The following is a 25,785-nucleotide window of genomic DNA, read 5'->3' as shown; positions in this document are numbered from 1 at the left end:
CCTCTGCTCTTTTTGCGCGCGGACTAGTAGGCGAAGGCCAGGACGTCGTCGGCAGGTTTTCCGCCGCCAGGGCCGCCCGGGCCGGGGGTGGCGTCCTCGTTTTCATCAATGGGTGCGTGAACCAGTTCCGGCATGGCGGACACGACGCCGCCCCGGATGTACTTGACCAGCAGTTTCACTTCCACCACGAGCAGCACCCCGTAGATGGATGCCAGGGTGACAAGTGATGCCAGGAGCTCCCCCGCCGTGACGCCCGGCGACACCGCGGCCGCGGTGAACATAAAGACCTGGTCGATGCCGTTGGGATCAGGGTTGGGCGCCACCACAAAGGGCTGGCGGCCCATCTCGGTGAAAATCCAGCCCGCGGCGTTTGCTCCGAACGGGGCCAGGATTCCGAAGACGGCGAGCCGCATCAGCCACCGGGATTCGGGCACCGTTCCGTTCCGGGTAAGCCAGAGTGCCACCAGGGCCGCCAGAGCGGCGATCCCGCCGAAGCCGATCATCATGCGGAAGCCCCAGTAGGTGACCTCCATAACGGGGAGGTAGTCGATTTCCTGGCCGGCGCGTTCGCCGTAAATGGGGTTGTCCGGCAGGTGGGTGCCGTAGGCCTCCTTGTACTGGGGCAGGAGGCTGTTGACTCCCTGGACTTCAGTGGTGAAGTCGCCCTTGGCCAGGTAGGACAGAATTCCGGGGACCTCGATCAGGGCCACGATGTCGTCGCAGTTCTGCGAGCCCAGGTTGCCGATGCTCAGGACGGAAAAGCCGGTGCCGTCGTGGCAGGCAGCTTCTGCCGCCGCCATCTTCATGGGCTGCTGCTCGAACATCAGCTTGCCCTGGAGGTCACCGGTAAGGGCGGTTCCGGCGAAGGAGATCATGGCCACCACGGCGCCGATGCGCAGGGACCGGATCCAGACTTTGTGGTCGTCCCTGTCACGGCCGGGGATGTCCGCTGCATCGCCGGGGATGACCTTGCCGTCGACACCCACGGTGTCGACACCGTCGCGCCGCCGGCGCCACAGGTGGTACCAGGCGATGCCGAGCAGGAAACCGCCTGCAACGGCGAGGGCGCCGAACAGTGTGTGCGGGACTGCGACGAGTGCGGTGTTGTTGGTGAAGACTGCCCAGGCGTCCGTCATCACGGGCCGGCCGTCGATCATCTCCACGCCTACCGGGTGCTGCATCCAGCTGTTGGCCACGATGATGAAGTACGCGGAGAACACCGAGCCTATGACGGCGATCCAGAGGCACGCGAGGTGGATGCCCGGCTTCAGCTGCTTCCAGCCGAAGATCCACAGGCCCAGGAAGGTGGACTCCACAAAGAAGGCCAGGAGCGCCTCGAGTGCGAGCGGGGCCCCGAAGACATCCCCAACGAAGCGGCTGTATTCGCTCCAGGCCATACCGAACTGGAACTCCTGCACGATGCCGGTGGCCACGCCCATGATGAAGTTGATCAGGAAGAGCTTCCCCCAGAACTTGGTCATCCGGAGGTATTCAGGTTTTCCGGTGCGGTGCCAGACAGTCTGGATTACTGCCACTACCAGCCCCAGGCCAATGGTCAGCGGGACCATCATGAAGTGGTAGACGGTGGTGATGCCAAATTGCCAGCGTGCGATTTCCAGAGCGTCCAAAGCGTCCAAGGCGGTCCCTACTGTCAGCCGATGCAGGTTTTCTACGTTCTGTAGAAACTCTAACTTCTACAAAGTGTAGAACAACGCTGTGGGCAGTGTAAAACCTGTCGCTTCACCTGCAGAGGATGTTTTCCGGGACGCGGCGGCCCCTGTTCTACCCTATGTAGAAAGTGACGCGGAATCGAGGTAAATTGGTTCCTGCAGGACACACGAAGGAGTCACCGCCGCCTTTGCGGCTGCGGTGCGGGGAAACAAAGGAAAAGTGCAATGGCTAGTCTTGGTGAACTGGAACGGGCAGTGATGGATCTGCTCTGGGCGGGCCATGAAGCAGCCACCGCAAACACCTTGCGGGACCGGCTCGCTCAAACGTCGGTCGGGCGGGATGGGGCGGCCGGGCACGAGGGCAAGGAGCTCGCCGTCACCACGGTGCTCACCGTGCTGTCCCGGCTGGAGAAGAAGGGCCTGGTGGAACGCGAACGCGGCACCCGTCCGCACCGCTACCAGGCAGTGTCCAGCCGCGAGGACCACACCGCCGAGCTGATGCACGAGGTACTCGGCTCGGCTCCGGACCGCGAGGCCGTACTGGCACGTTTCATCGGATCCGTTTCCGAAGGTGAAGCCGAGACTCTTCGCAAACTGCTTGGCCACCTCTAACGGACCATGTTCTGGGCCTCGTACCTGCTGGCGGTCCTTGCGATAGTCCTGGCGTGGCCGGTACCTATCCTCCTGTCGAGGGCGCAGTGGCCCGCGCGCTCCCCTTTCACAGCCATGGTGCTTTGGCAGGCCATCGCACTGGCCGGCGGGCTGTCCATGATCGGCGCCATGCTGGTGTACGGCCTGGAACCCATCGGCGACAACCTCCTTGCAGGCCTCCGGTCCCTTGCGGGAATGGTGCTTTATAACGCGCCCACTACTGCGCTGGGCTTCTGGCACATCTTCGCGCTGTCCGCAGCGGCCCTGCTGACGGCCCACCTGGTCTTCACTCTTTTGCTGACGTACTACAAGATCGAACGCCAGCGGCAGCGCCACCGCGAGCTTCTCGCGCTCCTGGCTTCACCATCCGCCGAAGGTACCGGGACACTGGTCATCAACCACGATTCGCCCGTGGCTTACTGCCTTCCCGGCGGCGCGCGGTCAGTGACGGTGCTGTCCGACGGTCTGATGGCAGCGCTTGAGCCGGCCGAACTGCGGGCTGTCCTGATCCATGAGAATGCACACCTGAGCCAGCGGCATCACCTGCTGCTGTGGGCCTTCGCTGCCTGGCGCCAGGCACTCCCCTGGCTCCCCACCACCCGCCTCGCCCAGGAGTCCGTCAACTCCCTGATTGAGATGCTCGCGGACGACGTCGCCCTCAGGACCGAAAGCAAGGCCACGCTTATCAAGGCCATCGCGATTGTGGCCAGCGGATCGCCCGGTGCTGCCCGTGACGCCGAGCTTCAGTCCGGCGGCCCAAGCCTGGCACTTGCCGGCATTGATTCCGCGGCAGGAACATCCGGCTCGGACTCCGCCCGCACCACGGCCTCGCGCGTCAGCCGGCTGCTCTCCCCCCAGCCGCAGCTGCCCTCCCCGGTCCGCAGCCTGGTGCTGGCCGGCTGCGTCCTCCTGCTGGCGCTGCCCACAGCCCTGCTGGTGGTGCCGGGCCTGCTGGGCTGACACCCGGCGTCGTCCGCCAGGCTCTCCTCTTTCCGCCCGGCTTTCCGTCGGCCGCTTCCCTTTGGGCTGCAGCCAGCGTAGTTCCGCCGTCAGGCGTCGATGCGTTCCCGGTCCAGGCTTGAGGCGCCGGCGATGATGAAATCCTTGCGCGGCGAAACATCCGAGCCCATCAGCAGATCAAAGATCTCCTCCGCCTGCTTGGCGTTCTCGATCCCCACCTTCCGCAGGGTGCGGTGCCGCGGATCCATGGTGGTTTCGGCCAGCTGTTCGGCGTCCATCTCACCAAGCCCCTTGTAGCGCTGGATGGGTTCTTTATACCGCTTGCCTTCCTTCGCCAGCCGGGCCAGCAGCACGTGAAGCTCCGCCTCGGAGTAGGTGTAGATCATTTCGTTGGCCTTCTGGCCGGCGTTGATCACTTCCACCCGGTGCAGCGGCGGGACGGCGGCAAACACCCGGCCCTCCTCGATCATGGGGCGCATGTAGCGGAAGAAGAGGGTGAGGAGCAGCGTGCGGATATGTGCCCCGTCCACGTCGGCGTCCGTCATCAGGATGACCTTGCCGTAGCGGGCTGCGGCGATGTCGAAACTGCGGCCTGACCCGGCGCCCACCACCTGGATGAGGGCCGCGCATTCCGCGTTCGAGAGCATGTCCCCCACCGATGCCTTCTGGACGTTGAGGATCTTGCCGCGGATGGGCAGCAGGGCCTGAAAGTCCGAGGACCGCGCCAGCTTGGCGGTTCCCAGCGCCGAGTCGCCTTCCACGATGAAGAGTTCGGAACGTGCGACGTCGTCCGTGCGGCAGTCAGCGAGCTTAGTGGGCATCGAAGAGGTTTCCAGGGCGTTCTTGCGCCGTTGGGTCTCCTTGTGCACCCGGGCCGAGATACGGGATTTCATCTCGCTGACGATTTTTTCCAGGAGCAGCGCGGAGTGTGCCTTGTCGTTCCGGTTGGCGGAGGTGAGTTTCGCGTTTACCTCCCGTTCCACCACCCTGGACACAATGGCGCGCACGGCGGAGGTGCCGAGGATTTCCTTGGTCTGGCCTTCAAACTGCGGCTCGGCCAGGCGTACGGTCAGGACAGCGGTGAGGCCCGCGAAGATATCGTCCTTTTCGATTTTGTCGTTGCCGGCCTTGAGCTTGCGGGCATTGCTCTCTACCGCTTTGCGGAAAGTCTTCACTAGCGCCTGCTCAAAACCCGACTGGTGGGTTCCGCCCTTGGGCGTGGAGATGATATTGACGAAGCTGCGGACCGTGCTGTCGTAGCCGATCCCCCAGCGCAGCGCCACATCAACTTCGCAGTCGCGCTCCACCTCGGCGAGCTGGCTGTGCCCCCGTTCGTCCAGCACGGGAACCGTCTCCTTGAACTTTCCAGAGCCGTGCAGCCGCCACACATCGGTGACAGCGGGATCGGCCGCAAGAAACTCCACAAACTCGGAGATGCCGCCGTCGTGGTGGAAGACCTCCTCGTGGGGGCCGGCCTCGCCCGGCGTTCCCGGGACCTTGCGCTCATCGCAGACGGTCAGCTTGAGGCCGGGCACCAGGAAGGACGTTTGGCGTGCCCGGGCGGCGAGTTCCTCGTAGGAGAACTTGGCATCCGGGGTAAAGATCTGCCGGTCTGCCCAGTAGCGGATCCTGGTTCCCGTGACGCCCCGCTTGGCTTTGCCCACCACGTCCAGCACCGAGTCGTCCACAAACGGGGTGAAGGGCGCGGCCGGGTCAGTCTTCGACCCCGTGTCCTTGAAGCGGCCGGGCTCGCCGCGGCGGAAGGACATCTTGTACGTCTTGCCGCCACGGTCCACCTCGACGTCGAGCCGGGCGGACAGCGCGTTGACCACAGAAGCGCCCACGCCGTGCAGGCCGCCTGATGCGGTGTAGGAGCCGCCGCCGAACTTGCCCCCGGCATGGAGCTTGGTGAAGACCACCTCGACGCCGGTAAGGCCCGTCTTCGGTTCCTTGTCGATCGGGATGCCGCGGCCGTCGTCGTGGATCTCCACAGAGTTGTCGGCGTGGAGGATGATCTTGATGTCGTGGCCAAATCCGGCCAGTGCCTCGTCCACCGAGTTGTCGATGATTTCCCACAGGCAGTGCATCAGGCCGCGGGAGTCAGTGGAACCGATGTACATGCCGGGGCGCTTGCGGACGGCTTCGAGGCCCTCCAGCACAGACAGGTGCCGGGCAGTGTAATCAGAGCTTGGTGCCACTGGTGATGAACTCCTTCAGGGACGAAAAAAGCGGGCTGGGGTCGCTCCTTCTAGGGTAGTCGGCCCGGCATGGCAGCTCCGACTGCCACACCATGGGCAGGCGTGTGCACCGCGCCACCCCGCGCTTTCCGCGGGGGCGTGTGGCGATCTTGATTCATTCTTGCGGCTACGCGCACAGCGAACTTGCCCCATCCTTGCGATGGTTTTGTTACGAATGCTGGTTATATAGACGTACTGATCTACTAAGGAGGCCGACATGACAACAGCAGTGGCAGACCGCACACTCAACGCACTGGACCGGTGCGATCGTTGCGGAGCCCAGGCATATGTCCGGGTTGTACTGGAGTCCTCCGGCGGTGAGCTGCTTTTCTGCGGCCACCACGCCCGTGCGGTTGAGGCAACGCTCAAGCCTTTGAGCTCCGACTGGCACGATGAGACGGGGAAGCTTCACGAGAAGGCTGCCGTAGAGATCGACTAGCTTTAGTGAAGTTGTTGGGACCCTGCCGAAAGGCGGGGTCCCAATCTCTTTAAGGGCTCTTCACAATCCGGGCTGTAGCAGCGGCCTGAAGCCGCCGGTCTCGGGTAGCGACCCACCCGATCAGGTTCTGCTTCAGGTCCCCGCCCCTTCGTTCGATCCGGGGGACGGCAGGCGGCGATCATCCGCTGGTAGTTGCCGCCCAAGTCGCCTCGACGGTGAACCCGGTGAACGCAACCACCTCGACCCCGTCGCGCCACCCCTCGGGCCATCCGCACAGCCACTGCTTGAAGAGGTGCTTGCTATTATGGGGCACCCCAAAGCAAAGAAGAGTCCTGTGGCCACGGTGGTCATGTACAGCTCGGTGTCGGTGGACGGCCACGTCTTCGACATGACGGACGGCTGGGACGGGAAGCCTCCGGGCGGGGTCGACCATGTGGTCGTCGTGACGCACCGGCCGAAGCCCGAGGGCTGGGACCCCGAGGCGCCGTTTCACTTCGTCGACGGCGTCGAGGCAGCCGTGGCCAAGGCGCAGGAGCTCGCGGGTGACCGCATCGTCGAGGTCGCCGCTGGCGACGTCGGTGGCCAGGTGCTTGCCGCCGGCCTGGTCGACGAGGTGCGCATGGACGTCGTACCCGTCGTGTTTGGGTCCGGCAAGCGCTACTTCGGGTCGGTTCAAGCACAGCACCTGTTGGAGGACCCTGACGTGGTGATCCAGGGCAATCGGGTGCTTCACCTGCGCTACCGGGTGCGCCGTTGACCGATGTGAGCGGGTACGCGAAGAAGTCCACTGCAAACGGTGACACAAGATCGGGGCTCCGGCTGCGTTTGCGCATGGCTCATTAAGCAGACCGGACAATAGCGGACCCAGCAAAAAAGCGGCCCGCCGGTTACCGCGCCCGTCCGGGGCACGGCAGCCGGCAAGCCGCTTTTGTTGCGTCCTGCTTCTAGTCCAGGTAATCCCGCAGCACCTGTGACCGCGAGGGGTGGCGGAGCTTGGACATGGTCTTGGATTCGATCTGGCGGATACGCTCGCGCGTGACTCCGTAGACCTTGCCGATTTCGTCTAAAGTCTTCGGCTGTCCGTCAGTCAGGCCGAACCGCATGGCCACAACTCCGGCCTCGCGCTCCGAGAGCGTATCCAGCACGGAGTGGAGCTGCTCCTGGAGGAGCGTAAAGCTCACGGCGTCGGCCGGGACCACAGCCTCGGAGTCCTCGATGAGGTCGCCGAACTCGGAGTCGCCGTCCTCGCCCAGGGGCGTGTGGAGCGAGATGGGCTCGCGGCCGTACTTCTGGACTTCCACGACCTTCTCGGGGGTCATGTCCAGTTCGAGCGCCAGCTCTTCGGGCGTAGGTTCACGGCCGAGGTCCTGCAGCATCTGGCGCTGGACGCGGGCCAGCTTGTTGATGACTTCAACCATGTGCACCGGAATGCGGATGGTGCGTGCCTGGTCAGCCATGGCACGGGTGATTGCCTGGCGGATCCACCAGGTGGCGTACGTGGAGAACTTGAAGCCCTTGGTGTAGTCGAACTTCTCCACAGCACGGATGAGGCCGAGGTTGCCTTCCTGAATCAGGTCCAGGAACAGCATGCCGCGGCCGGTGTAGCGCTTGGCCAGGGAGACCACCAGGCGGAGGTTGGCCTCCAGCAGGTGGTTCTTGGCGCGCTTGCCGTCATGGATGATGAACTCAAGCTCGCGCTTGTACTTCGGATCCATGGACCCGTCGTCGGCGTTGATCTTCTCTTCGGCAAACAACCCGGCTTCGATCCGGAGCGCAAGGTCCACTTCCTGCTCGGCGTTGAGCAGCGCGACCTTACCGATCTGCTTCAGGTAGTCCTTAACGGGGTCGGCCGTAGCTCCGGCGGACATGACCTGCTGGACCGGCGCGTCGTCGTCGTCGGCGTCCGAGTAGACGAAGCCTTTGCCCGAACCGGCAGCTCCCTTTACAGGACCAGCCTCGGCGTCCTCTCCAACAACATCGGGCCCTTCGAGGACGATGTCGTCGAGGTCCTCCTCAACTTCTTCTACTTCGTCGGCGTCCGATTTCCCGGCCGCCTCAGCGGCAGCCTTGGCGCCGGGCTTTGGTCCGCGCTTCTTGGGCGTGGGCTTGCCGTCCGCACCAGCTTCACCGGCAGAAGCCTTGTTGGCTGCCCGCGTGGCGGCCCGCTTGGCGTTTGTTGCCGCCTGCTTCTCCTCGGCGGACAGTTCGTCCTGGGCGGCGGGGTCCTTCTTCGTGGAAGACGGGGTCACAGAAAACCTTTCTAGCGGTGGTCTGTGGAATCGCCATACGGGCAACACCACTATGACCCTGTCAAGTCCGTGATGAAAACCAAGCGCCACCACGGCCGGCAGAGTCTATAAATAGAACTGCCGGAGCGGCCACAATGTTCCCAAAAAGGGTGCATTACCAGCACTTGATACACGGACCCAACCGGGTCTCGGCAACCATTGTCTCACGGTTTCCCCAAATACGGCCTAACCCGCCGTTCCTGCTGCCCTCACTTCAGGCCGCGTCCGGTCCGAACTTCTGCCAGGCAGCCTCCTTCCGCGCCGCCCAGCCGCACAGCGTACCCCGGCGGACCAACTCGAGCAGCAGCTCTGCAAGCCGGTAGCCGGGCTCTGTTTCGAGCGCCTCGCCCAGATACGCGGCCGAATACGAGCCTCGCCCGCGGCACCACGCGATCCAACCCCTCCCCGTTAGCGCAGCCGCTGCCGACGGTCCACCAAGCTGGGCGAGGTGCTCCAGGACGAGATCGAGGGCATCAAGGCCGCGCCATTGGGGAACTGCAGGATCATGCCCCATCAAGATGTCGCCGTAGGCAGGATTTCCGGCCTGATGGCCAGACATCAGCAGGCCTTCGGTGCAGAAATCAGCTGGAGCGAAGGACAGGGCATCAGGCACATCCGCTGCCGATGGCACTTCATCCGGCGCGCCATGTTCCGCCGCAGGTGCCATTGCCCCCAGCCGCGCGTCATCATTGAAGATCCCGAACTCTTCGGCCCCGGCTGCTGCCGCTGCACTCCCGGCGGCCGCCATGACCAGGACAGCGTCGCGCCAGGCCGGCACCAGGAGCGTTGCCCGCAGGAAGGCGTCACGTTGAACCGAGGGCCGCTGCAGGTGCTCGGCCGGCCGCGCGAGCATCGCCTCCCACTGGCCGAGCACAGCGGCAAACTGCGCCCGGCTCTGCCGCCGAAGGTCCAGCTGGGCCGACCACACGGCTTCCGCCTCCAGCACAGCGGCGCGATGGAGCCCCGGAACCGGGCCGGCCGGCTGCCGCTGCTCGGGGGCTGGCCCCACGCTGCTTCCCCGGAACACCATCTCGGTGTTGAGCAGGCTGTCCCGGATCTCCTGCACGGGACGCCCCGGCAGCGGGCAGCAGTCGGGGCCGATGCAACGGGCGTCCCGCCAGTACTGGTCCCCCACATACCAGGCATCCCTGACCGGCATCCCGGCCTCATCCAGGGCCAATTCCAGTCCGTCGAGCAGTGTGTCGTAGCAGCCTGGCCCCGCCAGCCAGCCATTGTTCGTAAAAAGGGCCAGCAGGGTGCCGTCGGCGTTTTCGTCTGCCTCCAGGTACCCGCACACCGTCCGGGCGAAGACGGTGGGATCAGCAAGGACATCCCGTCCGGGAAGATCCAGCCGCAGCGTAGCCCCAAGCCTTTTGCCCTGCAGCGTCATGGCCACGAGGCTCTGCGCCGGCCAGTATCCCAGCGAGTGGGGAATGAAACTTAGGATGTCTTCCGGGCCGCGGACCGTGAGGCGTTCTGGAGGTGTCATGGCTCCAGCATTCGCCGAAGGCCGGCGCCTCGACAGCGCTGGATGCGCTAAGTGGACAAGCTGCAGCTATGTGGATAAAGCCGGCCCGTGGAGCACCAGTCAGTCGTCCGAAGCCGCCGCACGGCTCCGCCGGGCAAGGTTCTCCCGGCGCTGGCGGGCCAGTGCGCTGCGGAGGGGCGGGACAACAACGCCCTGGGCGGCCATCTGCCGGCGGACCTTGCGGCGGCAGACCAGCATGGCTGCGGTTCCGAGGCCGAGCAGCAGGAACTGGACGCTCAGTGCAATCCGGAACGGGTCCAGCCCATACAGGACTCCGTTGGAGAAGCCGCTGGCATACAGCACGTCCAGCACCAGGCCAATCAGGAAGATCGCGATCAGCGCGGCGATGAATCCGCCCACGTTGACGATGCCCGTCGCGGTGCCGATCCGGTGCGCGGGGTTGAAGGTGCGGGCGAAGTCGAAGCCGATCATTGAGCCGGGCCCGCCGATGGCCAGCACCACCACCAGTCCCGCCAGCAGCCACAACGGCGAACGCCCCGGAGTCAGCAGGACAGCGGCCCAGGCTCCGGCGGTGGCAGCGGCGATCAGCAGGACCATGGTTGAACGCCGCAGCGGGTGGCGGGAAACGAAGCGGCCAATGAACGGTCCCACTGCCATGGCGGTGGCGACATAGAGTGCCATGAGGGCGGCCACCGTTCCGGCGTCGAGGCCCTGCCCTGAAAGAAGGAACGGGTAACCCCACGTCATCGCGAAGACTGTGCCGCTGAACTGGATGGTGAAGTGGCTCCACAACCCCAGCCGGGTCCCCGGCTGGCGCCAGGCACGGGCGAGGGAAGCTCCGGTGGCCTTCAGCCCCTGCTGGGCCTGCGGCCGCGCGGTGCCGGGCGGCACGTCCTGGAGGAGCAGCAGGACCAGGACGACGGCGAGTCCCGACATCCCGGCCAGCATCAGGAACGCGGAGGTCCAGCCGGAAGCGTGAAGGACGAAGGCGAACGGGATAACGCTGAACAGCTGCCCCAGCTGGCCGGACATCCCCGTCAGCTGGGTCACCAGCGGTACCCGGGCGGGCGCAAACCAGAGCGGGATCAGGCGGATCACCGAGATGAAAGTCATGGCGTCCCCGGCACCCACCAGGACCCGGCCGGCGACGCCTCCGGGAATGCTGTCTGCAAAGGCCAGCTGGAGCTGGCCCAGGCCCATCAGGACGGCACCGCCGGCGATCATGGCGCGTGAGCCAAACCGGTCCACCAGCAGGCCCACGGGGATCTGGAGTCCGGCGTAGACAAGCAACTGGAGGACGGTGAAGAACGATATTGCGGATGCACTGGCGTGGAAGCGTTCGGTGGCCTCCAGGCCCACCACCCCAAATGACGTGCGCTGCGAAACGGCCACGAGGTACCCGAAGATGCCAACGGTCCAGATCAGCCAGGCGCGGGGTGCAGTCACCCCTTCATTATGCCCGGACAGCCGTGCCGGGCCGGCAGCAGCCCGCTCCGCCTCCCAGCCCGCTGGCCGGGGTTCAAGAAACCCAGCCCTTACTGGCCGGGGTTCTCGCGCGCGAGGTAGGCCTCTACGGCAGCGCCGAGGGCGTCCGCGTTGGGCAGCTCGTCATTTTCGTCCGCAAGGAGCGAGCGGCGGACCGTGCCTTCGGCCTTTTCGTCATACCGGGTCTCGAGGCGGGAAACCACCTGCTGGACATCCTCGGAGGCATCAATCTGCTCGGCAATCTGGCGGCTGACTTCCCGGCCGGCTTCGCGTAGCCGGTCCGATGGCAGCATCAGCGACGTGGCCGCACCCAGGTACTCAAGGCCAGCGACGGCGGCCGTGGGGTATTCCGCCTCGGCAAGGTAGTGCGGCACATGGATGACGTAGCCCGCTACGTTGCGGCCTGCCTCCACCAGGCGGAGCTCCAGGATGTGGCCCACCGCTGCGGGGACTTCCACGGTTGGCTTCCACACGGAGATGCCCTCGATCAGCTCGGGCCTGTTGCCGTGCACCGTCACACCCACGGGACGGGTGTGGGGCACCGGCATGGGGATGGAGTGGATCCAGGCGACCAGGTTGACGTCCAGCTTCTCCACGATGCCCACCACTGCACGCGCAAACCGTTCCCACTGCAGGTCCGGTTCAAAACCAGCCAGCAGGAGGAAGGGGTTACCCAAGCCGTCTATAAGCCGGTAGAGGGCGAGCCGGGGCTCCTGGTAGTCCTGGAGGTGGTCCTCGACGAACGTCAGGTGCGGCCTGCGCGACCGGTAGTCGATCAGCTGGTCGGCATCAAAGACCGCAACCGGCTCGGCGTCGAGCGTGTCCAGCAGTTCCGCATTAATCTGCTTCACCACGTGCCCGGCGTCGGCGAATCCGGTAAAGCCCATCACCAGGTTCAGCCCACGGAGGGCAGGGCTGTGGAACAGCTCGATGTTGCTTGCATAAAGCGCATCGGGGTCCAGCAGGGAGCCGGAAAACCGTTCAAGCACGGCGTGTTCCTTTCATAGGTGCGGGTGGACATCTTCTACAACGCCGCAGGGCAGCCGCACATTCCTGCCGCTGATGTGGCGCACCTCTCAGGAAATACACCGGCTCGGGCGGGGACGGGCTACGATCGGAACTGGCCTGCCAGACGGGCTTGCAGACACCCGGACTGCGTCCCGAACGATTGCATCCGGGCATCCATGGCAGAGCGCCGAACATGCACCCCTGCCCGAACATCTCTCGAGAATTGAGGACTGATCCCTGTGGTCAAGAATACTGAAATCAACCTTAGTACCCTCTCAAGGGACCTGAAGAAGAGCCCCAGTGACGCAGTGGTCATAGGTGTGGGAAAAGGCACTGACGGACCGGTCCTCCTGGAGAACCCCCTGACAGCCAAATCCGCAGAGGCCCTTGCCGGCTCCCTCAAGTCCCTGGGGGTCACGGGCGCCGCCGACCAGATCGTCCGCCTCCCCGGCCTGCCGGAGACCGGCGCCGGGATCCTGGTCCTCGCGGGCACCGGCAAGGTCTCGGCAGCGGAGCCTCTCACGGGCGAGGCACTCCGCCGGGCGGCAGGTTCCGCGGTCCGCCAGCTTGGTGGCCTCGCAACGGTGGTCCTGGCCCTGCCGACGGCGTCAGTTGCCGACGTGGCGGCCGTCGCCGAGGGTGCCGCCCTGGGCGCCTACTCCTTCAACGAGTTCCGGTCATCAAAGGACGGCCTGAAGGATCCGGTTCGAAACGCGGTCATCTTCACGGAACTCGCCGACCACAACGAAACCGGCGCCGCACTGAAGCGTGCCGCGCTGCTCGGCAAGGCCGTCAACGCCACCCGTTCGCTGGTGAACCAGCCGCCCAGCCACCTCTACCCCGAAACCTTCGCCGAGGCCGCGAAGGACCTGGCCAAGGGACTGCCCGTAAAGGTCACCGTCTGGGACGAGAAGCGGCTCGAGAAGGAAGGCTTCGGCGGCATCATGGGTGTGGGCAAGGGCTCCGCCCGCCAGCCGCGGCTGGTGAAGGTGGAGTACTCCCCTGCCAGGGCGACGTCGAAGATCGCCCTCGTCGGCAAGGGCATCACTTTCGACACCGGCGGCATCTCCATCAAACCTGCCCTCGGCATGGGCGATATGAAGAGTGACATGGCGGGTGCCGCCGTCGTCCTCAACACTGTCCTGGCCCTCGCCGGACTGGGCCTGCCCGTCAAGGCGACCGCCTGGCTCTGCATTGCCGAGAACATGCCCTCCGGCGCTGCCTCACGCCCGGCGGACGTCCTCACCATGTTTGGGGGCAAGACCGTTGAAGTCCTGAACACCGACGCCGAGGGCCGGCTGGTCATGGCGGACGGCATCGTGGCTGCCAGCCGCGAGTACCCGGACGCCATCATCGACGTCGCCACCCTCACCGGTGCGCAGCTGATCGCCCTCGGCAACCGCACCGCCGGCGTTATGGGCTCCGACAGCGTGACCGGCCCGCTCAAGGCCGCAGCCGACCGGGCAGGGGAACTTGTGTGGCCCATGCCGCTTCCTGAGGAACTGCGCCCCAGCATCGACTCCCAGGTAGCGGACCTGGCCAACATCGGCGAACGCCACGGCGGCATGATGACGGCTGCCGTTTTCCTGCGCGAATTCGTGGGTAAGGGCAAGGACGGGGAGCAGATCCCCTGGGCCCACATCGATATCGCCGGGCCTTCCTTCAACAACGGAAGCCCCTATGGCTACACCCACAAGCAGGGCACGGGCTGCACCGTGCGGACCCTGGTGGCCTATGTGGAGGACATCCTGGCCGCAGCGGCCTGACGTTATCGGCCGCGCCCGGGGGCCATGCAGGCCCTGCGGTGTGGGTAATGTTCCCTGCACCGCAGGGCCGCGTGACACTGGACACAAGCGCTCCACAAACGCGGCGCCAAGGTGGAGCATGGATAAGTGGTTCGCTAAGGTGAACCACGGTAGTCACAAATGCAAGAGAACCGGCCTGCTGGCATAATCACGGCAGTGTAAGTTCCAAGACCAGATGATGCGCGGAGATCGCGTCATCGTTCACGCGAGGGAGCGTTTAAGTGGCCGATCAGGCAACTGCGCAAGAATTCGACATCCTGGTACTCGGCGGAGGCAGCGGCGGATACGCCGCCGCACTGCGGGCCGTACAGCTTGGCCTTACCGTCGGCCTCGTGGAGAAGGCAAAGCTGGGCGGCACCTGCCTCCACAACGGCTGCATCCCCACCAAGGCGCTGCTGCACTCTGCAGAGCTCGCCGACCACGCCCGTGACTCCGCCAAATACGGCGTGAACGTCACCCTTGACGGCATCGACATCACCGCCGTCAACGCGTACAAGGACGGCATTATCGCCGGCAAGTTCAAGGGCCTCCAGGGCCTCATCAAGTCCAAGGGCATCACCGTCATCGAGGGTGAGGGCAAGCTCCAGGGCACCGACACCGTTGTGGTGAACGGCACCGCGTACAAGGGCAAGAACATCGTCCTCGCCACCGGCTCGTACTCCCGCACCCTTCCGGGACTGGAACTCGGCGGAAAGGTCATCACCTCCGACCAGGCCCTGACCATGGACTCCATCCCCAAAAGCGTCATCATCCTGGGCGGCGGCGTCATCGGCGTCGAGTTCGCTTCGGTCTGGAAGTCCTTCGGCGTGGACGTCACCATCGTGGAGGGCCTGCCCTCACTGGTACCAAACGAAGACGCCACCATCGTCAAGAACTTCGAGCGCGCCTTCAAAAAGCGCGGCATCAAGTTCTCCACCGGCGTGTTCTTCCAGGGCGTTGAGCAGAACAACGACGGCGTCAAGGTCACCCTGGTGGACGGCAAGACGTTCGAAGCCGACCTGCTTCTCGTCGCCGTCGGCCGTGGCCCCGTCACCGCCAACCTGGGCTACGAGGAAGCCGGCATCACCATCGACCGCGGCTTCGTCATCACCAACGAGCGCCTCCACACCGGCGTCGGCAACATCTACGCCGTCGGCGACATCGTCCCCGGCGTGCAGCTGGCCCACCGCGGCTACCAGCAGGGAATCTTCGTGGCCGAGGAAATCGCCGGCCTGAAGCCGGTGATCGTTGAGGACATCAACATCCCCAAGGTCACATACTCCGATCCCGAAATCGCCACCGTTGGCTACACCGAAAAGGCCGCCAAGGAGAAGTTCGGTGAGGACCAGGTCCAGACCCAGGAATACAACCTTGCCGGCAACGGCAAGAGCTCCATCCTGGGCACCTCAGGACTGGTCAAGCTGGTCCGCCAGAAGGACGGTCCCGTTGTGGGCGTCCACATGATCGGCGCCCGCATGGGCGAGCAGGTGGGCGAGGCCCAGCTGATCGTGAACTGGGAAGCCTACCCCGAGGATGTTGCCCAGCTGGTGCACGCCCACCCCACCCAGAACGAGTCCTTGGGCGAAGCCCACCTGGCGCTCGCCGGCAAGCCGCTTCACGGCTAGTCTCCCCCCAGCACCACAGGGCCTGGTGCACCCGGCAGGAAATGCCGGGTGCACTAGGCTGGCCAACAAGGCAGCAATCATCCGCACTACAGATCAATAAGGAGAACGGGGACGACATGTCTGAATCCGTTAACTTGCCCGCCCTCGGTGAGAGCGTCACCGAAGGAACCGTCACCCGCTGGCTCAAGCAGGTAGGTGACCGGGTAGAGGTGGACGAGCCGCTGCTCGAAGTCTCCACCGACAAAGTAGACACTGAAATCCCCTCTCCTGTCGCTGGTGTGATTGAGGAAATCCTGGTTGCCGAGGACGAGACCGCCGAGGTCGGCGCTCCCCTGGTCCGCATCGGCGACGGCTCCGGCGGCGGCGCACCGGCAGAAGAAGCCCCCGCAGCAGCACCGGCGGAAGAAGCTCCCGCCGCTGCGCCGGCTCCCGCAGAGGAAGCACCGGCTCCTGCCCACGAAGCACCCGCCCAGGCGGCACCGGCAGCCGACGGAGAAGGCCACGAAGTCACCCTCCCGGCGCTGGGCGAAAGCGTCACCGAAGGCACCGTCACCCGCTGGCTGAAGGCCGTGGGCGACTCTGTAGAGGTTGACGAGCCGCTCCTGGAAGTCTCCACCGACAAGGTAGACACCGAAATTCCGTCGCCGGTGGCGGGTACCCTTCAGGAAATCCGCGTCAACGAAGACGAAACAGCAGAGGTCGGTTCCGTCCTCGCTGTTATCGGCTCTGGCGCAGCTGCTGCACCGGCCGAAGCGCCCTCCACCGAGGCGCCGGTCCAGGAAGCACCCAAGGCTGAAGCGCCCGCACCGGCCCCGCAGCCCGCACAGGCCCCGCAGGCCGCTCCGGCCCAGGCTGCACCGGCACAGGAAGCTCCCAAGGCAGCACCCGCTCCGCAGGCTGCTCCCGCTGCAGCACCGGCGGCAACTGAGGCCGCAACGGCGAACGGCGGATCCGAGTCCGGCTACGTCACTCCCCTGGTGCGCAAGCTGGCCAACCAGCACGGCGTGGACATCGCCTCGCTCTCGGGCACCGGTGTGGGCGGACGCATCCGCAAGCAGGACGTCATCGCCGCAGCCGAAGCCAAGGCTGCCCCCGCCGCAGCCCCGGCAGCAGCGCCGGCCGCATCAGCCCCGGCAGCGTCCAACGCCGCTGTTTCCTCGCTGCGCGGCACCACGCAGAAGGCTCCCCGTATCCGCCAGGTCATCGCCCGCCGCATGCGCGAGTCCCTCGAGGTCTCCACGCAGCTGACTCAGGTCCACGAAGTGGACATGACCAAGGTCGCCAAGCTGCGCCTGAAGGCCAAGAACTCGTTCCAGGCCCAGAACGGCGTCAAGCTCACCTTCCTGCCGTTCATAGCCAAGGCAGTTGCCGAAGCCCTCAAGCAGCACCCGAAGCTCAACGCTGCGTACGACGAGGACAAGCAGGAGATCACGTACCACAACGCCGAGCACCTGGCGATCGCCGTCGACACCGACAAGGGCCTGCTGGTCCCGGTCATCTCCGACGCCGGCAACCTGAACCTGGCCGGACTGGCCGGCAAGATCGCCGACGTTGCAGGGCGCACCCGTGACGGAAAGATCGGCCCGGACGAGCTTTCCGGTGGAACCTTCAGCATCACCAATATCGGTTCGGTCGGGGCCCTGTTCGATACCCCGATCATCAACCAGCCGCAGGTGGGCATCCTCGGCACCGGCGCCATCGTGAAGCGCCCAGTGGTTGTTGCTGACGAGAACGGTGACGACTCGATCGCCATCCGCTCCATGATGTACCTGTCCCTGACGTACGACCACCGCCTGGTGGATGGCGCCGACGCCGGCCGGTTCCTCCAGACCTTGAAGGCACGCCTTGAAGAAGGCGCCTTCGAAGCGGACCTGGGGCTGTAACAGGCTAGAACGCGCGACGGCGGTGCAGGCAGCGGTGGGAGACCATCGCAAGGCCTGCACCGCCGTCGGCCGTTAACAGCCCCGGTATCGCGAAGGATCACCTGAGATCCTGACCTACTACGAGCCGTAGAAACTCTGGCTACACTGGTCCCATGAACATCGTCTATAACATCGTGGTTTTCCTGCACATCGTCGGCGCGGCCATGATCGTGGGCATCTGGATCGGCCAGATGAAAAAGCCCACCGTCCACCCCCGCCAGTTCGACGGCGCCATGCTCCAGCTCCTCACCGGCATCGCCCTGATGGGGCTCATTCCGGCCCTTGACATGGACGCCAACTACGTCAAGCTGGGCATCAAATTTGCCATCGCCCTGGCCGTCGGCGTGCTGGCCTTCATCGGGCGCCGGAAGTACAAGAACGGCGAGGACATCAGCAAGGGCCTGGCCCACAGCGTAGGCGGACTCGCACTGCTGAACATCGCCATCGCGACGATCTGGCAGTAACTGCCCTCCGCTAAGGCCATCACGACGGCGGCGCTCCCCTTCTGCGGGGGCGTCGCCATCGTCATGTTTGCCCCTGGTCATAATTCACTGGAAGCGGACAGCTGGTGCATGCCGGGGACTAAATCCCTAGGATGGGAAACGGCGGGGCCGGGCATTGGCCTGCCCCGGTTCGAATCAACATTAGGAGTGGTTATGGCAGCAACACGCACCGCGCACACGGTATGGAACGGCGACCTGATGACGGGTTCCGGAAACACCACCCTGGACAGCTCCGGCCTGGGGACCTACGAGGTCACCTGGAAGGCGCGCACCGAGTCCTCAGGCGGCAAGACCAGCCCTGAAGAACTCATCGCTGCCGCCCACTCGGCCTGCTTCTCCATGGCCTTCAGCCACGCCCTGGCGCAGGCCGGGCACGCGCCGGAGGAAGTCAACACCAAGGCCGACGTAACGTTCGTGCCGGGCACCGGCATCACCGGCAGCCACCTGACCATGTCCGCCAGGATCCCGGGAATTTCCGAAGACGAGTTCCAGAAGATCGCTGCCGAGGCCAAGGTGGGCTGCCCTGTTTCCGGCGCCCTTGCCAGCATCGACATCACCCTCGAGGCCACGCTGCAGTCCTAGTCCCTCAAGGGCAACCAGAGGACTATAAGCAAAAGGCCCTGCCTCACCGGATTGTTCCGGTAGGGCAGGGCCTTTTGCTGTGTCACACCCGCTTAGTTGCCTGCCCGGGGCGGCAGCGGCGCGGGACGGAGCCGGCGGTAGCCTTCGCGTGCCGGCGGCCGGTCGGTTGGAAGCTCCTGGATCATTTCCTTCAGCGCCCCGATGCCGTATTCGAGCTGCGGATCCCGTCCGGCCGCGTAGGCGTGCGGCGGATAGGTGACCTCGATGTCCGGGTCCACGCCGTAGTTCTCGACGCTCCAGCCCACACCGCCGCCAAACCACGTGGCGTACCGCGGCTGGGTTACACCCGTGCCGTCAGCCAGGGCAAACCTGTTGTCGATGCCCACCACCCCGCCCCAGGTGCGTGTTCCGATGACCGGTCCGATGCCGCGCAGCTTGGAAACCTGGGTGATGATGTCGCCGTCGGATCCGGCGAACTCGTCAGCCAGGATGATGACCGGCCCGCGCGGCGCATGGTGCGGATACGTCCGGGGCTTCTCAGCCCGCGGCATGCTCCAGCCGGTGACCTTGCGGCCGATCAGCTCGGCCACCAGCTGCGAGGTGTGGCCGCCGCGGTTGCGCCGCACATCCACGATGAGGCCGTCCAGCGCCGTTTCGGTGTCCAGGTCGCGGTGGAGCTGGGCCCAGCCGTTCGCCATCATGTCCGGGATGTGCAGGTAGCCGAAGGTGCCGCCGGAGGCCTCCCGGACGGTCCGCCGGTTAGAGGCAACCCATTCCTGGTACCGCAGGCGTTCCTCGTCCTTGACCGGTACGACGGCGACACGCCGCTGCATGCCGGCGCTTCCGCCGTGTGCTGCACCGTTGAGGAGAGTCAGCTCCACCGCCCGGCCTGCCGCCCCCACCAGCTGCATCGCAGGGGTAACGGTGCCGGAGAGCGGGACGCCGTCGATGGCAAGCAGGATGTCTCCTGCCTTTGCGCCAACGCCAGGCCGCGTCAGGGGCGACGTTGCCAGGGGATCAGAGGACTCACCGGCAAGGATGCGGGTGATCTCCCAGCCCGCCTGCGTGAGGGCAAGGTCAGCGCCGAGCCGGCCCTGACCGTGGCTTCCGTTCTCCGTGACCGGCGCGGGCCGGACGTAGGCGTGGGAGGTCCCCAGTTCACCGTGCAGTTCCCACAGCAGGTCCACCAGGTCGTCATGGGACCCCAGCCGGTCCACCAGCGGGCGGTAACGCTTGTAGATGGACTCCCAGTCCTGCCCTGCCATGTCTTCGGTCCAGAAGAAGTCGCGCTGCAGCCGCCACGCCTCGTCGAAAGCCTGGCCCCACACGCTGAGCGGGTCCATCATCACCCGGATCCGGCCAAGGTCCACCTTGACCAGCTCGCCTGAGTCCTCGTCAGCCTTTTTATCCGCCGGCACAACGGTTACCTTCTTGTCGGAAATCAGCACCACCTTCGTGAGGTCACCGGAGAGCCGGAAGCTGTCCAGCGATTCCACCAGGGTGGACTGCTTCCGCCGGGCGAGGTCGAAGCGGGCAAGGCTGGGACGGGCATCCTTGTCGTCCTGGCTGGCTTTGCCGTCACCGGTGACGCCGGCGAGTGCCCAGTCGAGCCACAACAGCGCGCCGTCCGCCGCCTTGAGCGACGTGTAGTTGCCCTGTGGCACGGGAACACCAATGACGCGGTGGGCGAGCCCGTCCGCGTCCACCTTGACCTCCGGCACTGCTGCCGCAGCTTCCTGCTTCGATTCCCCGCCGGCGGTGCCTGCCTCGTCCTCCCCTGCGTCCGGATCCGCTGAAGGACCAAAGGGCGACGGCGTGTCAGCGGCGAGTGCCACGAGGTACGGCTTGATGGGGCTCGGGAAGGAGAGGTCGAAGGAGTGCCCGTCGTAGACGGGGTCGAAGCTGCGGTTGGAGAGGAAGGCCAGGAACTTGCCGTCCGGGGTGAAAGCCGGCGAGGTGTCGCAGAAGCGGCCATCGGTGACATCAACCAGGCCGGCTTTGGGGTCCGTTACCTTTGCCAGCCGGAGCCGGCTGCGGGAGCCGAAGGAGGTTACCGGTTCGGACCAGACCAGCCATTGCGAGTCCGCCGACCAGGCCAGATCCGAGACGGTGCCTTCACCGATGCTGGCCACCAGTGTCAGTTCCCCGGTCCGGGTGTTGGCCGCGTACACCTCACCGAAAGACGTGCCAAGTGCTAGCCAGCCGCCGTCCGGGCTCGCTTCCAGGGAGCTGGTGCGGGTCGGGCGGGGAAAGCCGATCCGGGTTGCTGCTGGAGCAATCGCCCCGGCAGCTGGGGATGCGTTCTCCGGGGCGACGTCAGCCTGCTGGTCATCCCGCACGACGGAGGCGGGGCCGGCTCCGGTCAGGACCGCAGCCCCCGCGGCCGGAACGGGCTGCGGCAAGGGTACGGCGGCCTCGTCCTTGCCGGGCGCCGCCGGGGTAGCTTCGCTGCCCGGCTCCCCGGCAGGGGTCCCGGAGGTTCCAAGAGCACCTGCGTCAGCGGTGCCGGGGACCGGGGCGGCGACGTCCTTGATGTACAGCGCCTCGACGCCGTCGTGGTCCGCTACATAGGCCAGCCGCCCGTTGCCGAGGGGCCTGGGCAGGCGGGCACGGACACCCGGCGTTGCTTCGATGATGCGCGACGGGCCGTCCTTGTGCCGCAGCCAGTGGATGGTCCCGTGCGCTTCGACGGCGCTGGCCGCCCCGGTGCCGTCCGGGACAGCAGCGCCAAGATGCTTGGCGGTGTTGAGCAGGGCCGGGCGCCGTGATTGGGAGGCTGATCCCAGACTGATGTCCAGCCGCTCCGGGTCGGAGTCCAGGCCGGAAAGTACCCAGAGCTCACCCGCGGATTCGAAGATGATGCGTTTGCCGTCGGTGCCTGCATGCCGGACGTAGAAGTCCTCGTGGTCCGTGTGCCTGCGCAGGTCCTTGCCATTCGGGAGGACCGAGTACAGGTTGCCGTAACCCTCGTGGTCGGACAGGAATGCGATCCGGCCGTCCACCCACATGGGGTCAGCGAGGTTGCCGTCGAGGTCCGGCAAAAGCCGCTCAAATTCACCGTTGCCGTCAGTGTCGATCCACAGCTTCCCACCGGTGCCTCCGCGGTAGCGCTTCCACCACGCGGGTTCGCGGGAAAGCACACTGCCCACCACTACCGGGCGCTCATCACCCACTTCTGGGCCGAAGGCAACCGACTCCACCGGCCCGAAAGGCAGCTCCTCGGCCCAGCCGCCCTCCAGCGGGACACTGTAGGCGTGTGTATGTCGGCTTTCAGCCTGGCGGAAGGCGCTGGTGACCACCACGGAGCCTTTCGCGGTAAAGCCTTTTACCCTGGTGGTGCCGTGGCCAAAGTACGTGAGCTGCCGGTAGTCGCCGCCGTCGACCGCTGCGGACACAACTTCCGGCGCCGTTCCCTGCACCACCGTCCACACCAGCCGCTGCCCGTCCGGGGTGAAGCGGGGATTGCGGGCGGGCAGCTGGAGGGAGGAGACACGCCAGGCGCGGCCTCCGCCAAGGGGCGCAATCCATACGTCGTCCTCGGCCACAAAAGTGACCAGATCGCCGTGCAGGTGCGGGTAACGGAAGTAGCTGGAAGAAGTCATCATTTGATCATAGTCAACCCCCACTTCGCTCTGGTGGAGGTGCCGCCGCCGCGCCCGCCGTGGTGTGATGGACCCCATGCGCATAGTCATCGCCGGCGCCTCCGGGCTGATCGGGACCCACATGTCGGCAACCTTCCGCAGTGCCGGCCACGAGGTCGTTTCCCTGGTCAGGCGGGAGCCGGCGTCTGCTGCGGAACTACGGTGGGACCCTGCCGCCGGGGACCTGGACCCGATGGCACTAACCGGAGCTGACGCCGTCGTCAATCTATCCGGGGCCGGCATCGGGGACAGACCATGGACGCGCAGGCGCGTTGAGGAGCTCTTCAGCTCGCGGGTGGACTCCACGCGGACGCTCACGCGCGCCATGCAGCAGCTCGATTCCCCGCCCCCTGTTTTCATCAGCCAGTCCGGCTCCGGATATTACGGCGATGCCGGCAACACGGTGCTTAGGGAAAATGCGCCGCAGGGAGCGGGAACACTCGCCCGTATCTGTGGGGAGTGGGAGGCGGCAGCTGCGACAGCTCCCCCCGGTGTACGTGTGGTCGTTGCGCGCACGGGAGTGGTCCTCAGCCGTTCCGGCGGCGCCCTGGGCAGGCTGCTCCCCCTGATCCGGCTGGGCGTTGGCGGTCCCTTTGGCAACGGCCGCCAGTACTGGCCGTGGGTGACCCTGCCGGATGTATCGGCAGCCTTCCTCTTCCTGCTGGAGTCCCCGCTGAGCGGGCCGGTCAACCTCTGCGCTCCCGAGGACGCCGACGTGAACGCCCTGGTGGGTGCGTTGGCCCAGGCCCTGCACCGCCCTGCCGTGCTGCGGGTTCCGGCCCCGGTGCTGCGACTGGTGATGCGCGATTTGGCCGAGGAACTGCTCCTCGCCAGCCAGCGTCTGGAGCCCGCCCGCCTGTCCTCTGCCGGTTTCACATGGCAGCATCCAACACTCGCCCAGGCCGCAGAGTGGGTGGCCGCCAAGGGGTAGGAGCCACTCCTTTCCTGGAGCGGCCGGCGTCAGGTGCCGGGAAGGATCTCGCTGACCCGCCACTTGCCGTCGACCGAGACCAGCACCAGACGAAGCCGCTGCCCGCCGGCAGCTGCTCCGGTTGCAACCACAGCGCCCTGGTCATCCTTCTCCTCGTAAGCGGACGAGGCTGCGGTAACAGCAACCACGGCGCGGGCCCCGGTCCAGCCCTCCTCCGTCATCACCTGTGACAGCGTGGCGGAGAATCCGGAGAGGATGTGGCCGGATTCCCGCAGCCGCCCGCTAATCCCGAGATCAGCTGCCGCCGCACCAGACCCATGCTTGTTCACCTCATCAAGGAGTTCCAGCTTTCCAGTGCTGAAGGCCAGCGATCTCAGCAACGCGATGCCGTGGACGGCCACGGCAGGATCGAGGGATGCCGCCTGTTGCCTCGCGGCCATCACCGCATCAGCCTGCCGGGCAGTTCCGGCAGGCGGGGCTTTGGTGACTGTGGCGGTATTTGGGCCGTCAGCTGAAGCCCCTGACGGCAAAACCGGTCCGGCGGCCGTGACCCCCGCGCCGGACAACCACCAGGCGGCCGCAACTGCAGCTGCCGCTGCGCAGGCAAGAACGCCTTTGCCCAGCTGCCGGCCACCCCGCGGCCGGGCGTGCCGCCCTCTCCCATGGCCCTCATGGCGGGCAGGAGCCATGACCGCTTTCGACCCAGGAAAAGGCAGCTTTTCCTGGGATATAAACGGCCCCGACCATTTCGACGTCGACAGCCGGCGCCGCAGCCCGCGGACTCTCTCACCGAGCCCGCCGCGTGGAGTTGCCGGTGCGTGCAAACGGGTGACCAGTTCAGGCAGGACTGTGGGATGGACCGCCGGCGCCAGGTCCAGCGGCAGGGGTGACGCGCTCCGGTAGACGGCTGTAGCCAGGGAAGCCGCGGTAGGCCGAAGCCGCCGGTCCTTGTTCAGCCCGGACTCCAGGGCCGCGGCCAGTTCCCGGGGGACCTCGGGAAGCAGGATGGACAGGGGTGGCCGATCCACAGTGCGCTGTGGAGGCACACCGGTGAGGCAAAACCAGCCCAGAGCCGCAACCGAATAGACGTCGCGTTCAGGTTGAAGGCCTGCCCGCACTGCGTCCACCGGCGCCGGATCCATGAACCCGGGCGTGCCTGTATTGGCTCCTGAGGCAGGGTCCCCCAGCATTCGGGCGATGCCGACGTCGGACAACATCGGTTTGCCCTGGCCCGTGAACAGGACGTTGCCCGGCGAGACGTCGGCGTGTGTGAATCCTTTGCCGTGTAAATACGCCAGGACCTGGGAAATGGGCGTCAGCACCGTCACTGTTTCCCCCGCGCTGAGCTTTCCCTTGGCAGCTATCAGGCCGGCAAGGGACCCGCCGGGTGCGTAGTCCATGATCAGCGCGGTGCAGCCTTCCGCGCCGCCGGCCAACGCAACAGTGTTATGGGCCTTGATGAGATGCGGATGATCGTGGACGGACAGGATGCGGATCTCACGACGGATGCCTTCTTCACTCATCGCTGCTCCCCGCGACGACCTGCGCGCGGCCGGACGGAAGCACTTCATGGCAAACTCCCGGCCGCTCCGTTCCTCCTTGACCAGCCATACTGACGAGCTGCCGCCGCGGCCCAGCAACCGTCCAACGGCATACCCGGCGACCGTCAACCCCTGCAAATCTTCCATGACCTATGTCTAGTCGAATCCGGCTCTGCGTGTAGAAGTTATCCACAGGGTCGGAGGCGGTCCGGCCCGGCTCCGGCCCGCACGGTGAGCTTAAGCACTAAACCGGGCGCGTGGCGGCCCAAGGTCTAAGCTGGATGCCATGACTCTTGAGTTTTCACAGCTGGGTCTTGCTCCGGATTTCGTCGAATACACCCGCGGTTGGGCCATCCAGAGTGAACTCCACGACAACGTCGTCGCCGGACAGGCCCCGAGCACAGTCCTCTTCCTCGAACACGCCCCGGTCTATACGGCCGGTAAACGGACCGAGGACCACGAGCGGCCTTTTGATGGCACGCCAGTGGTTCCGGTGGACCGTGGCGGCAAGCTTACCTGGCATGGACCCGGCCAGCTCGTGGGTTACCCCATCATCAAGCTGAAGAACCGGGCAGGGATCCGCGACTACGTCGAACGCCTCGAGTCGGTCATCATCAACGTCCTTGCCGACTACGATATCCAGGCCGTACGGATCACCGGCCGGGCAGGGGTCTGGATCGCAGCGGACGCAAAAGGTCCGGACCGGAAGATTGCCGCCATTGGCATCCGGGTCCACGAAGGCGTCACCATGCACGGGTTCGCCATCAACTGCAACAACGATCTCGCCCCGTACACCCAGATCATTGCCTGTGGGATTTCCGATGCCGGGGTAACAACAATCGCCCAGGAAACCGGTTATGACGTCGCCCCGGCTGACCTCGTTTCCAGAATTACCGAAGAACTGCGCAAGAATGAAGACGCCCTGGTCGCTACCCCCGAAGGAGCTCTACTGTGACATTGGCACCTGAAGGCCGGAAGCTTTTGCGCGTTGAACAGCGCAACTCTGCTGTCCCGGTGGAGCGGAAGCCG

General features: G+C 65.7%; 18 protein-coding genes and 1 pseudogene. 11 read left to right on the top strand and 8 right to left on the bottom strand.

All coding sequences use genetic code 11. From position 1 onward, the window contains the following. Positions 1-23 precede the first annotated feature (23 nt). Positions 24-1,628, bottom strand: coding sequence for a cytochrome ubiquinol oxidase subunit I (locus CXQ88_RS11240; protein ID WP_104044364.1), 1,605 nt, complete (start codon positions 1,626-1,628; stop codon positions 24-26). Positions 1,629-1,895: 267 nt separating this feature from the next. Between CXQ88_RS11240 and CXQ88_RS11235 the strand changes: the two genes are divergently transcribed. Together CXQ88_RS11235 and CXQ88_RS11230 are read left to right on the top strand one after the other, a co-directional pair. Continuing rightward, entirely contained in the window at positions 1,896-2,282 is a 387-nt protein-coding gene (locus tag CXQ88_RS11235) for a BlaI/MecI/CopY family transcriptional regulator (protein ID WP_104044261.1), read from the top strand. 6 nt (positions 2,283-2,288) lie between these two features. Next, positions 2,289-3,281, top strand: a complete 993-nt coding sequence (locus CXQ88_RS11230; RefSeq protein ID WP_104044260.1) for a M56 family metallopeptidase — start codon at positions 2,289-2,291, stop codon at positions 3,279-3,281. An 89-nt stretch (positions 3,282-3,370) separates the two neighbouring features. On the opposite strand, the gene CXQ88_RS11225 is transcribed toward CXQ88_RS11230, so the two are convergent. Further along, positions 3,371-5,479, bottom strand: a complete 2,109-nt coding sequence (locus CXQ88_RS11225) for a DNA gyrase/topoisomerase IV subunit B (protein WP_104044259.1) — start codon at positions 5,477-5,479, stop codon at positions 3,371-3,373. Positions 5,480-5,735: 256 nt separating this feature from the next. On the opposite strand from CXQ88_RS11225, the gene CXQ88_RS11220 reads away from it, so the two are divergent. Then, on the top strand, positions 5,736-5,957 hold the full coding sequence (locus tag CXQ88_RS11220; protein ID WP_013600696.1) for a DUF7455 domain-containing protein: 222 nt from the start codon (positions 5,736-5,738) through the stop codon (positions 5,955-5,957). 376 nt (positions 5,958-6,333) lie between these two features. Continuing rightward, positions 6,334-6,714 (top strand): annotated as a pseudogene (locus CXQ88_RS11215) (dihydrofolate reductase family protein); the annotation flags it as partial. A gap of 187 nt (positions 6,715-6,901) precedes the next feature. On the opposite strand, the gene CXQ88_RS11210 reads toward CXQ88_RS11215, so the two are convergent. The 4 genes from CXQ88_RS11210 to CXQ88_RS11195 all read right to left on the bottom strand — a co-directional run bounded on the left by CXQ88_RS11210 (position 6,902) and on the right by CXQ88_RS11195 (position 12,208). Continuing rightward, entirely contained in the window at positions 6,902-8,206 is a 1,305-nt protein-coding gene (locus tag CXQ88_RS11210; protein ID WP_104044257.1) for an RNA polymerase sigma factor, read from the bottom strand. Between the two features lie 253 nt (positions 8,207-8,459). Further along, positions 8,460-9,734, bottom strand: coding sequence for a DUF4192 domain-containing protein (locus tag CXQ88_RS11205; RefSeq protein ID WP_104044256.1), 1,275 nt, complete (start codon positions 9,732-9,734; stop codon positions 8,460-8,462). Positions 9,735-9,833: 99 nt separating this feature from the next. Then, positions 9,834-11,180 carry an MFS transporter gene (locus tag CXQ88_RS11200; RefSeq protein WP_104044255.1) on the bottom strand — a complete coding sequence of 449 codons (1,347 nt, stop codon included), beginning with the start codon at positions 11,178-11,180 and terminating at the stop codon, positions 9,834-9,836. 89 nt (positions 11,181-11,269) lie between these two features. Beyond that, positions 11,270-12,208, bottom strand: a complete 939-nt coding sequence (locus CXQ88_RS11195; RefSeq protein ID WP_104044254.1) for a proteasome assembly chaperone family protein — start codon at positions 12,206-12,208, stop codon at positions 11,270-11,272. A gap of 258 nt (positions 12,209-12,466) precedes the next feature. On the opposite strand from CXQ88_RS11195, the gene CXQ88_RS11190 reads away from it, so the two are divergent. From CXQ88_RS11190 to CXQ88_RS11170, 5 genes are all read left to right on the top strand, one after another. Further along, positions 12,467-13,993, top strand: a complete 1,527-nt coding sequence (locus CXQ88_RS11190) for a leucyl aminopeptidase (protein ID WP_104044253.1) — start codon at positions 12,467-12,469, stop codon at positions 13,991-13,993. 260 nt (positions 13,994-14,253) lie between these two features. Beyond that, a complete protein-coding gene (gene lpdA / locus CXQ88_RS11185; RefSeq protein ID WP_104044252.1) occupies positions 14,254-15,636 on the top strand; it encodes a dihydrolipoyl dehydrogenase in 1,383 nt (460 codons plus the stop codon). A 116-nt stretch (positions 15,637-15,752) separates the two neighbouring features. After that, positions 15,753-17,519, top strand: a complete 1,767-nt coding sequence (gene sucB / locus CXQ88_RS11180) for a 2-oxoglutarate dehydrogenase, E2 component, dihydrolipoamide succinyltransferase (RefSeq protein ID WP_104044251.1) — start codon at positions 15,753-15,755, stop codon at positions 17,517-17,519. A 152-nt stretch (positions 17,520-17,671) separates the two neighbouring features. After that, a complete protein-coding gene (locus CXQ88_RS11175; RefSeq protein ID WP_104044250.1) occupies positions 17,672-18,022 on the top strand; it encodes a hypothetical protein in 351 nt (116 codons plus the stop codon). A 192-nt stretch (positions 18,023-18,214) separates the two neighbouring features. Beyond that, the gene (locus CXQ88_RS11170) at positions 18,215-18,643 is read left to right on the top strand and encodes an OsmC family protein (protein WP_104044249.1); all 429 of its coding nucleotides are present in this window, start codon (positions 18,215-18,217) and stop codon (positions 18,641-18,643) included. 92 nt (positions 18,644-18,735) lie between these two features. Here CXQ88_RS11170 and CXQ88_RS11165 read toward each other — a convergent pair whose 3' ends face one another. After that, positions 18,736-22,245: a S41 family peptidase gene (locus CXQ88_RS11165; protein WP_104044248.1), complete on the bottom strand. Its 3,510-nt coding sequence runs from the start codon at positions 22,243-22,245 to the stop codon at positions 18,736-18,738. A gap of 76 nt (positions 22,246-22,321) precedes the next feature. Between CXQ88_RS11165 and CXQ88_RS11160 the strand changes: the two genes are divergently transcribed. Further along, the gene (locus CXQ88_RS11160) at positions 22,322-23,215 is read left to right on the top strand and encodes a TIGR01777 family oxidoreductase (protein ID WP_104044363.1); all 894 of its coding nucleotides are present in this window, start codon (positions 22,322-22,324) and stop codon (positions 23,213-23,215) included. Positions 23,216-23,244: 29 nt separating this feature from the next. Here the strand turns inward: CXQ88_RS11160 and CXQ88_RS11155 are convergent, their stop codons facing one another. Continuing rightward, entirely contained in the window at positions 23,245-24,903 is a 1,659-nt protein-coding gene (locus CXQ88_RS11155) for a serine/threonine protein kinase (RefSeq protein ID WP_104044247.1), read from the bottom strand. 139 nt (positions 24,904-25,042) lie between these two features. Between CXQ88_RS11155 and lipB the strand changes: the two genes are divergently transcribed. Further along, positions 25,043-25,711, top strand: coding sequence for a lipoyl(octanoyl) transferase LipB (gene lipB / locus CXQ88_RS11150; RefSeq protein WP_104044246.1), 669 nt, complete (start codon positions 25,043-25,045; stop codon positions 25,709-25,711). The last annotated feature ends 74 nt before the right edge of the window (positions 25,712-25,785 follow it).

The organism is Arthrobacter sp. ZGTC412, assembly GCF_002929215.1.
Lineage (GTDB): Bacteria > Actinomycetota > Actinomycetes > Actinomycetales > Micrococcaceae > Arthrobacter.
Note: the sequence above shows the minus strand (reverse complement) of the source record. Positions and strands in the feature narration are given on the sequence as shown.

Excerpts from the sequence above, each read along its gene's own strand:
- lipB (WP_104044246.1), top strand. The coding sequence starts at position 25,043 with ATGACTCTTGAGTTTTCACAGCTGGGTCTTGCTCCGGATTTCGTCGAA.
- CXQ88_RS11165 (WP_104044248.1), bottom strand. The coding sequence starts at position 22,245 with ATGACTTCTTCCAGCTACTTCCGTTACCCGCACCTGCACGGCGATCTG.
- sucB (WP_104044251.1), top strand. The coding sequence starts at position 15,753 with ATGTCTGAATCCGTTAACTTGCCCGCCCTCGGTGAGAGCGTCACCGAA.
- CXQ88_RS11230 (WP_104044260.1), top strand. The coding sequence starts at position 2,289 with ATGTTCTGGGCCTCGTACCTGCTGGCGGTCCTTGCGATAGTCCTGGCG.
- CXQ88_RS11170 (WP_104044249.1), top strand. The coding sequence starts at position 18,215 with ATGGCAGCAACACGCACCGCGCACACGGTATGGAACGGCGACCTGATG.
- CXQ88_RS11220 (WP_013600696.1), top strand. The coding sequence starts at position 5,736 with ATGACAACAGCAGTGGCAGACCGCACACTCAACGCACTGGACCGGTGC.
- CXQ88_RS11235 (WP_104044261.1), top strand. The coding sequence starts at position 1,896 with ATGGCTAGTCTTGGTGAACTGGAACGGGCAGTGATGGATCTGCTCTGG.
- CXQ88_RS11160 (WP_104044363.1), top strand. The coding sequence starts at position 22,322 with ATGCGCATAGTCATCGCCGGCGCCTCCGGGCTGATCGGGACCCACATG.
- CXQ88_RS11155 (WP_104044247.1), bottom strand. The coding sequence starts at position 24,903 with ATGGAAGATTTGCAGGGGTTGACGGTCGCCGGGTATGCCGTTGGACGG.
- CXQ88_RS11205 (WP_104044256.1), bottom strand. The coding sequence starts at position 9,734 with ATGACACCTCCAGAACGCCTCACGGTCCGCGGCCCGGAAGACATCCTA.
- CXQ88_RS11175 (WP_104044250.1), top strand. The coding sequence starts at position 17,672 with ATGAACATCGTCTATAACATCGTGGTTTTCCTGCACATCGTCGGCGCG.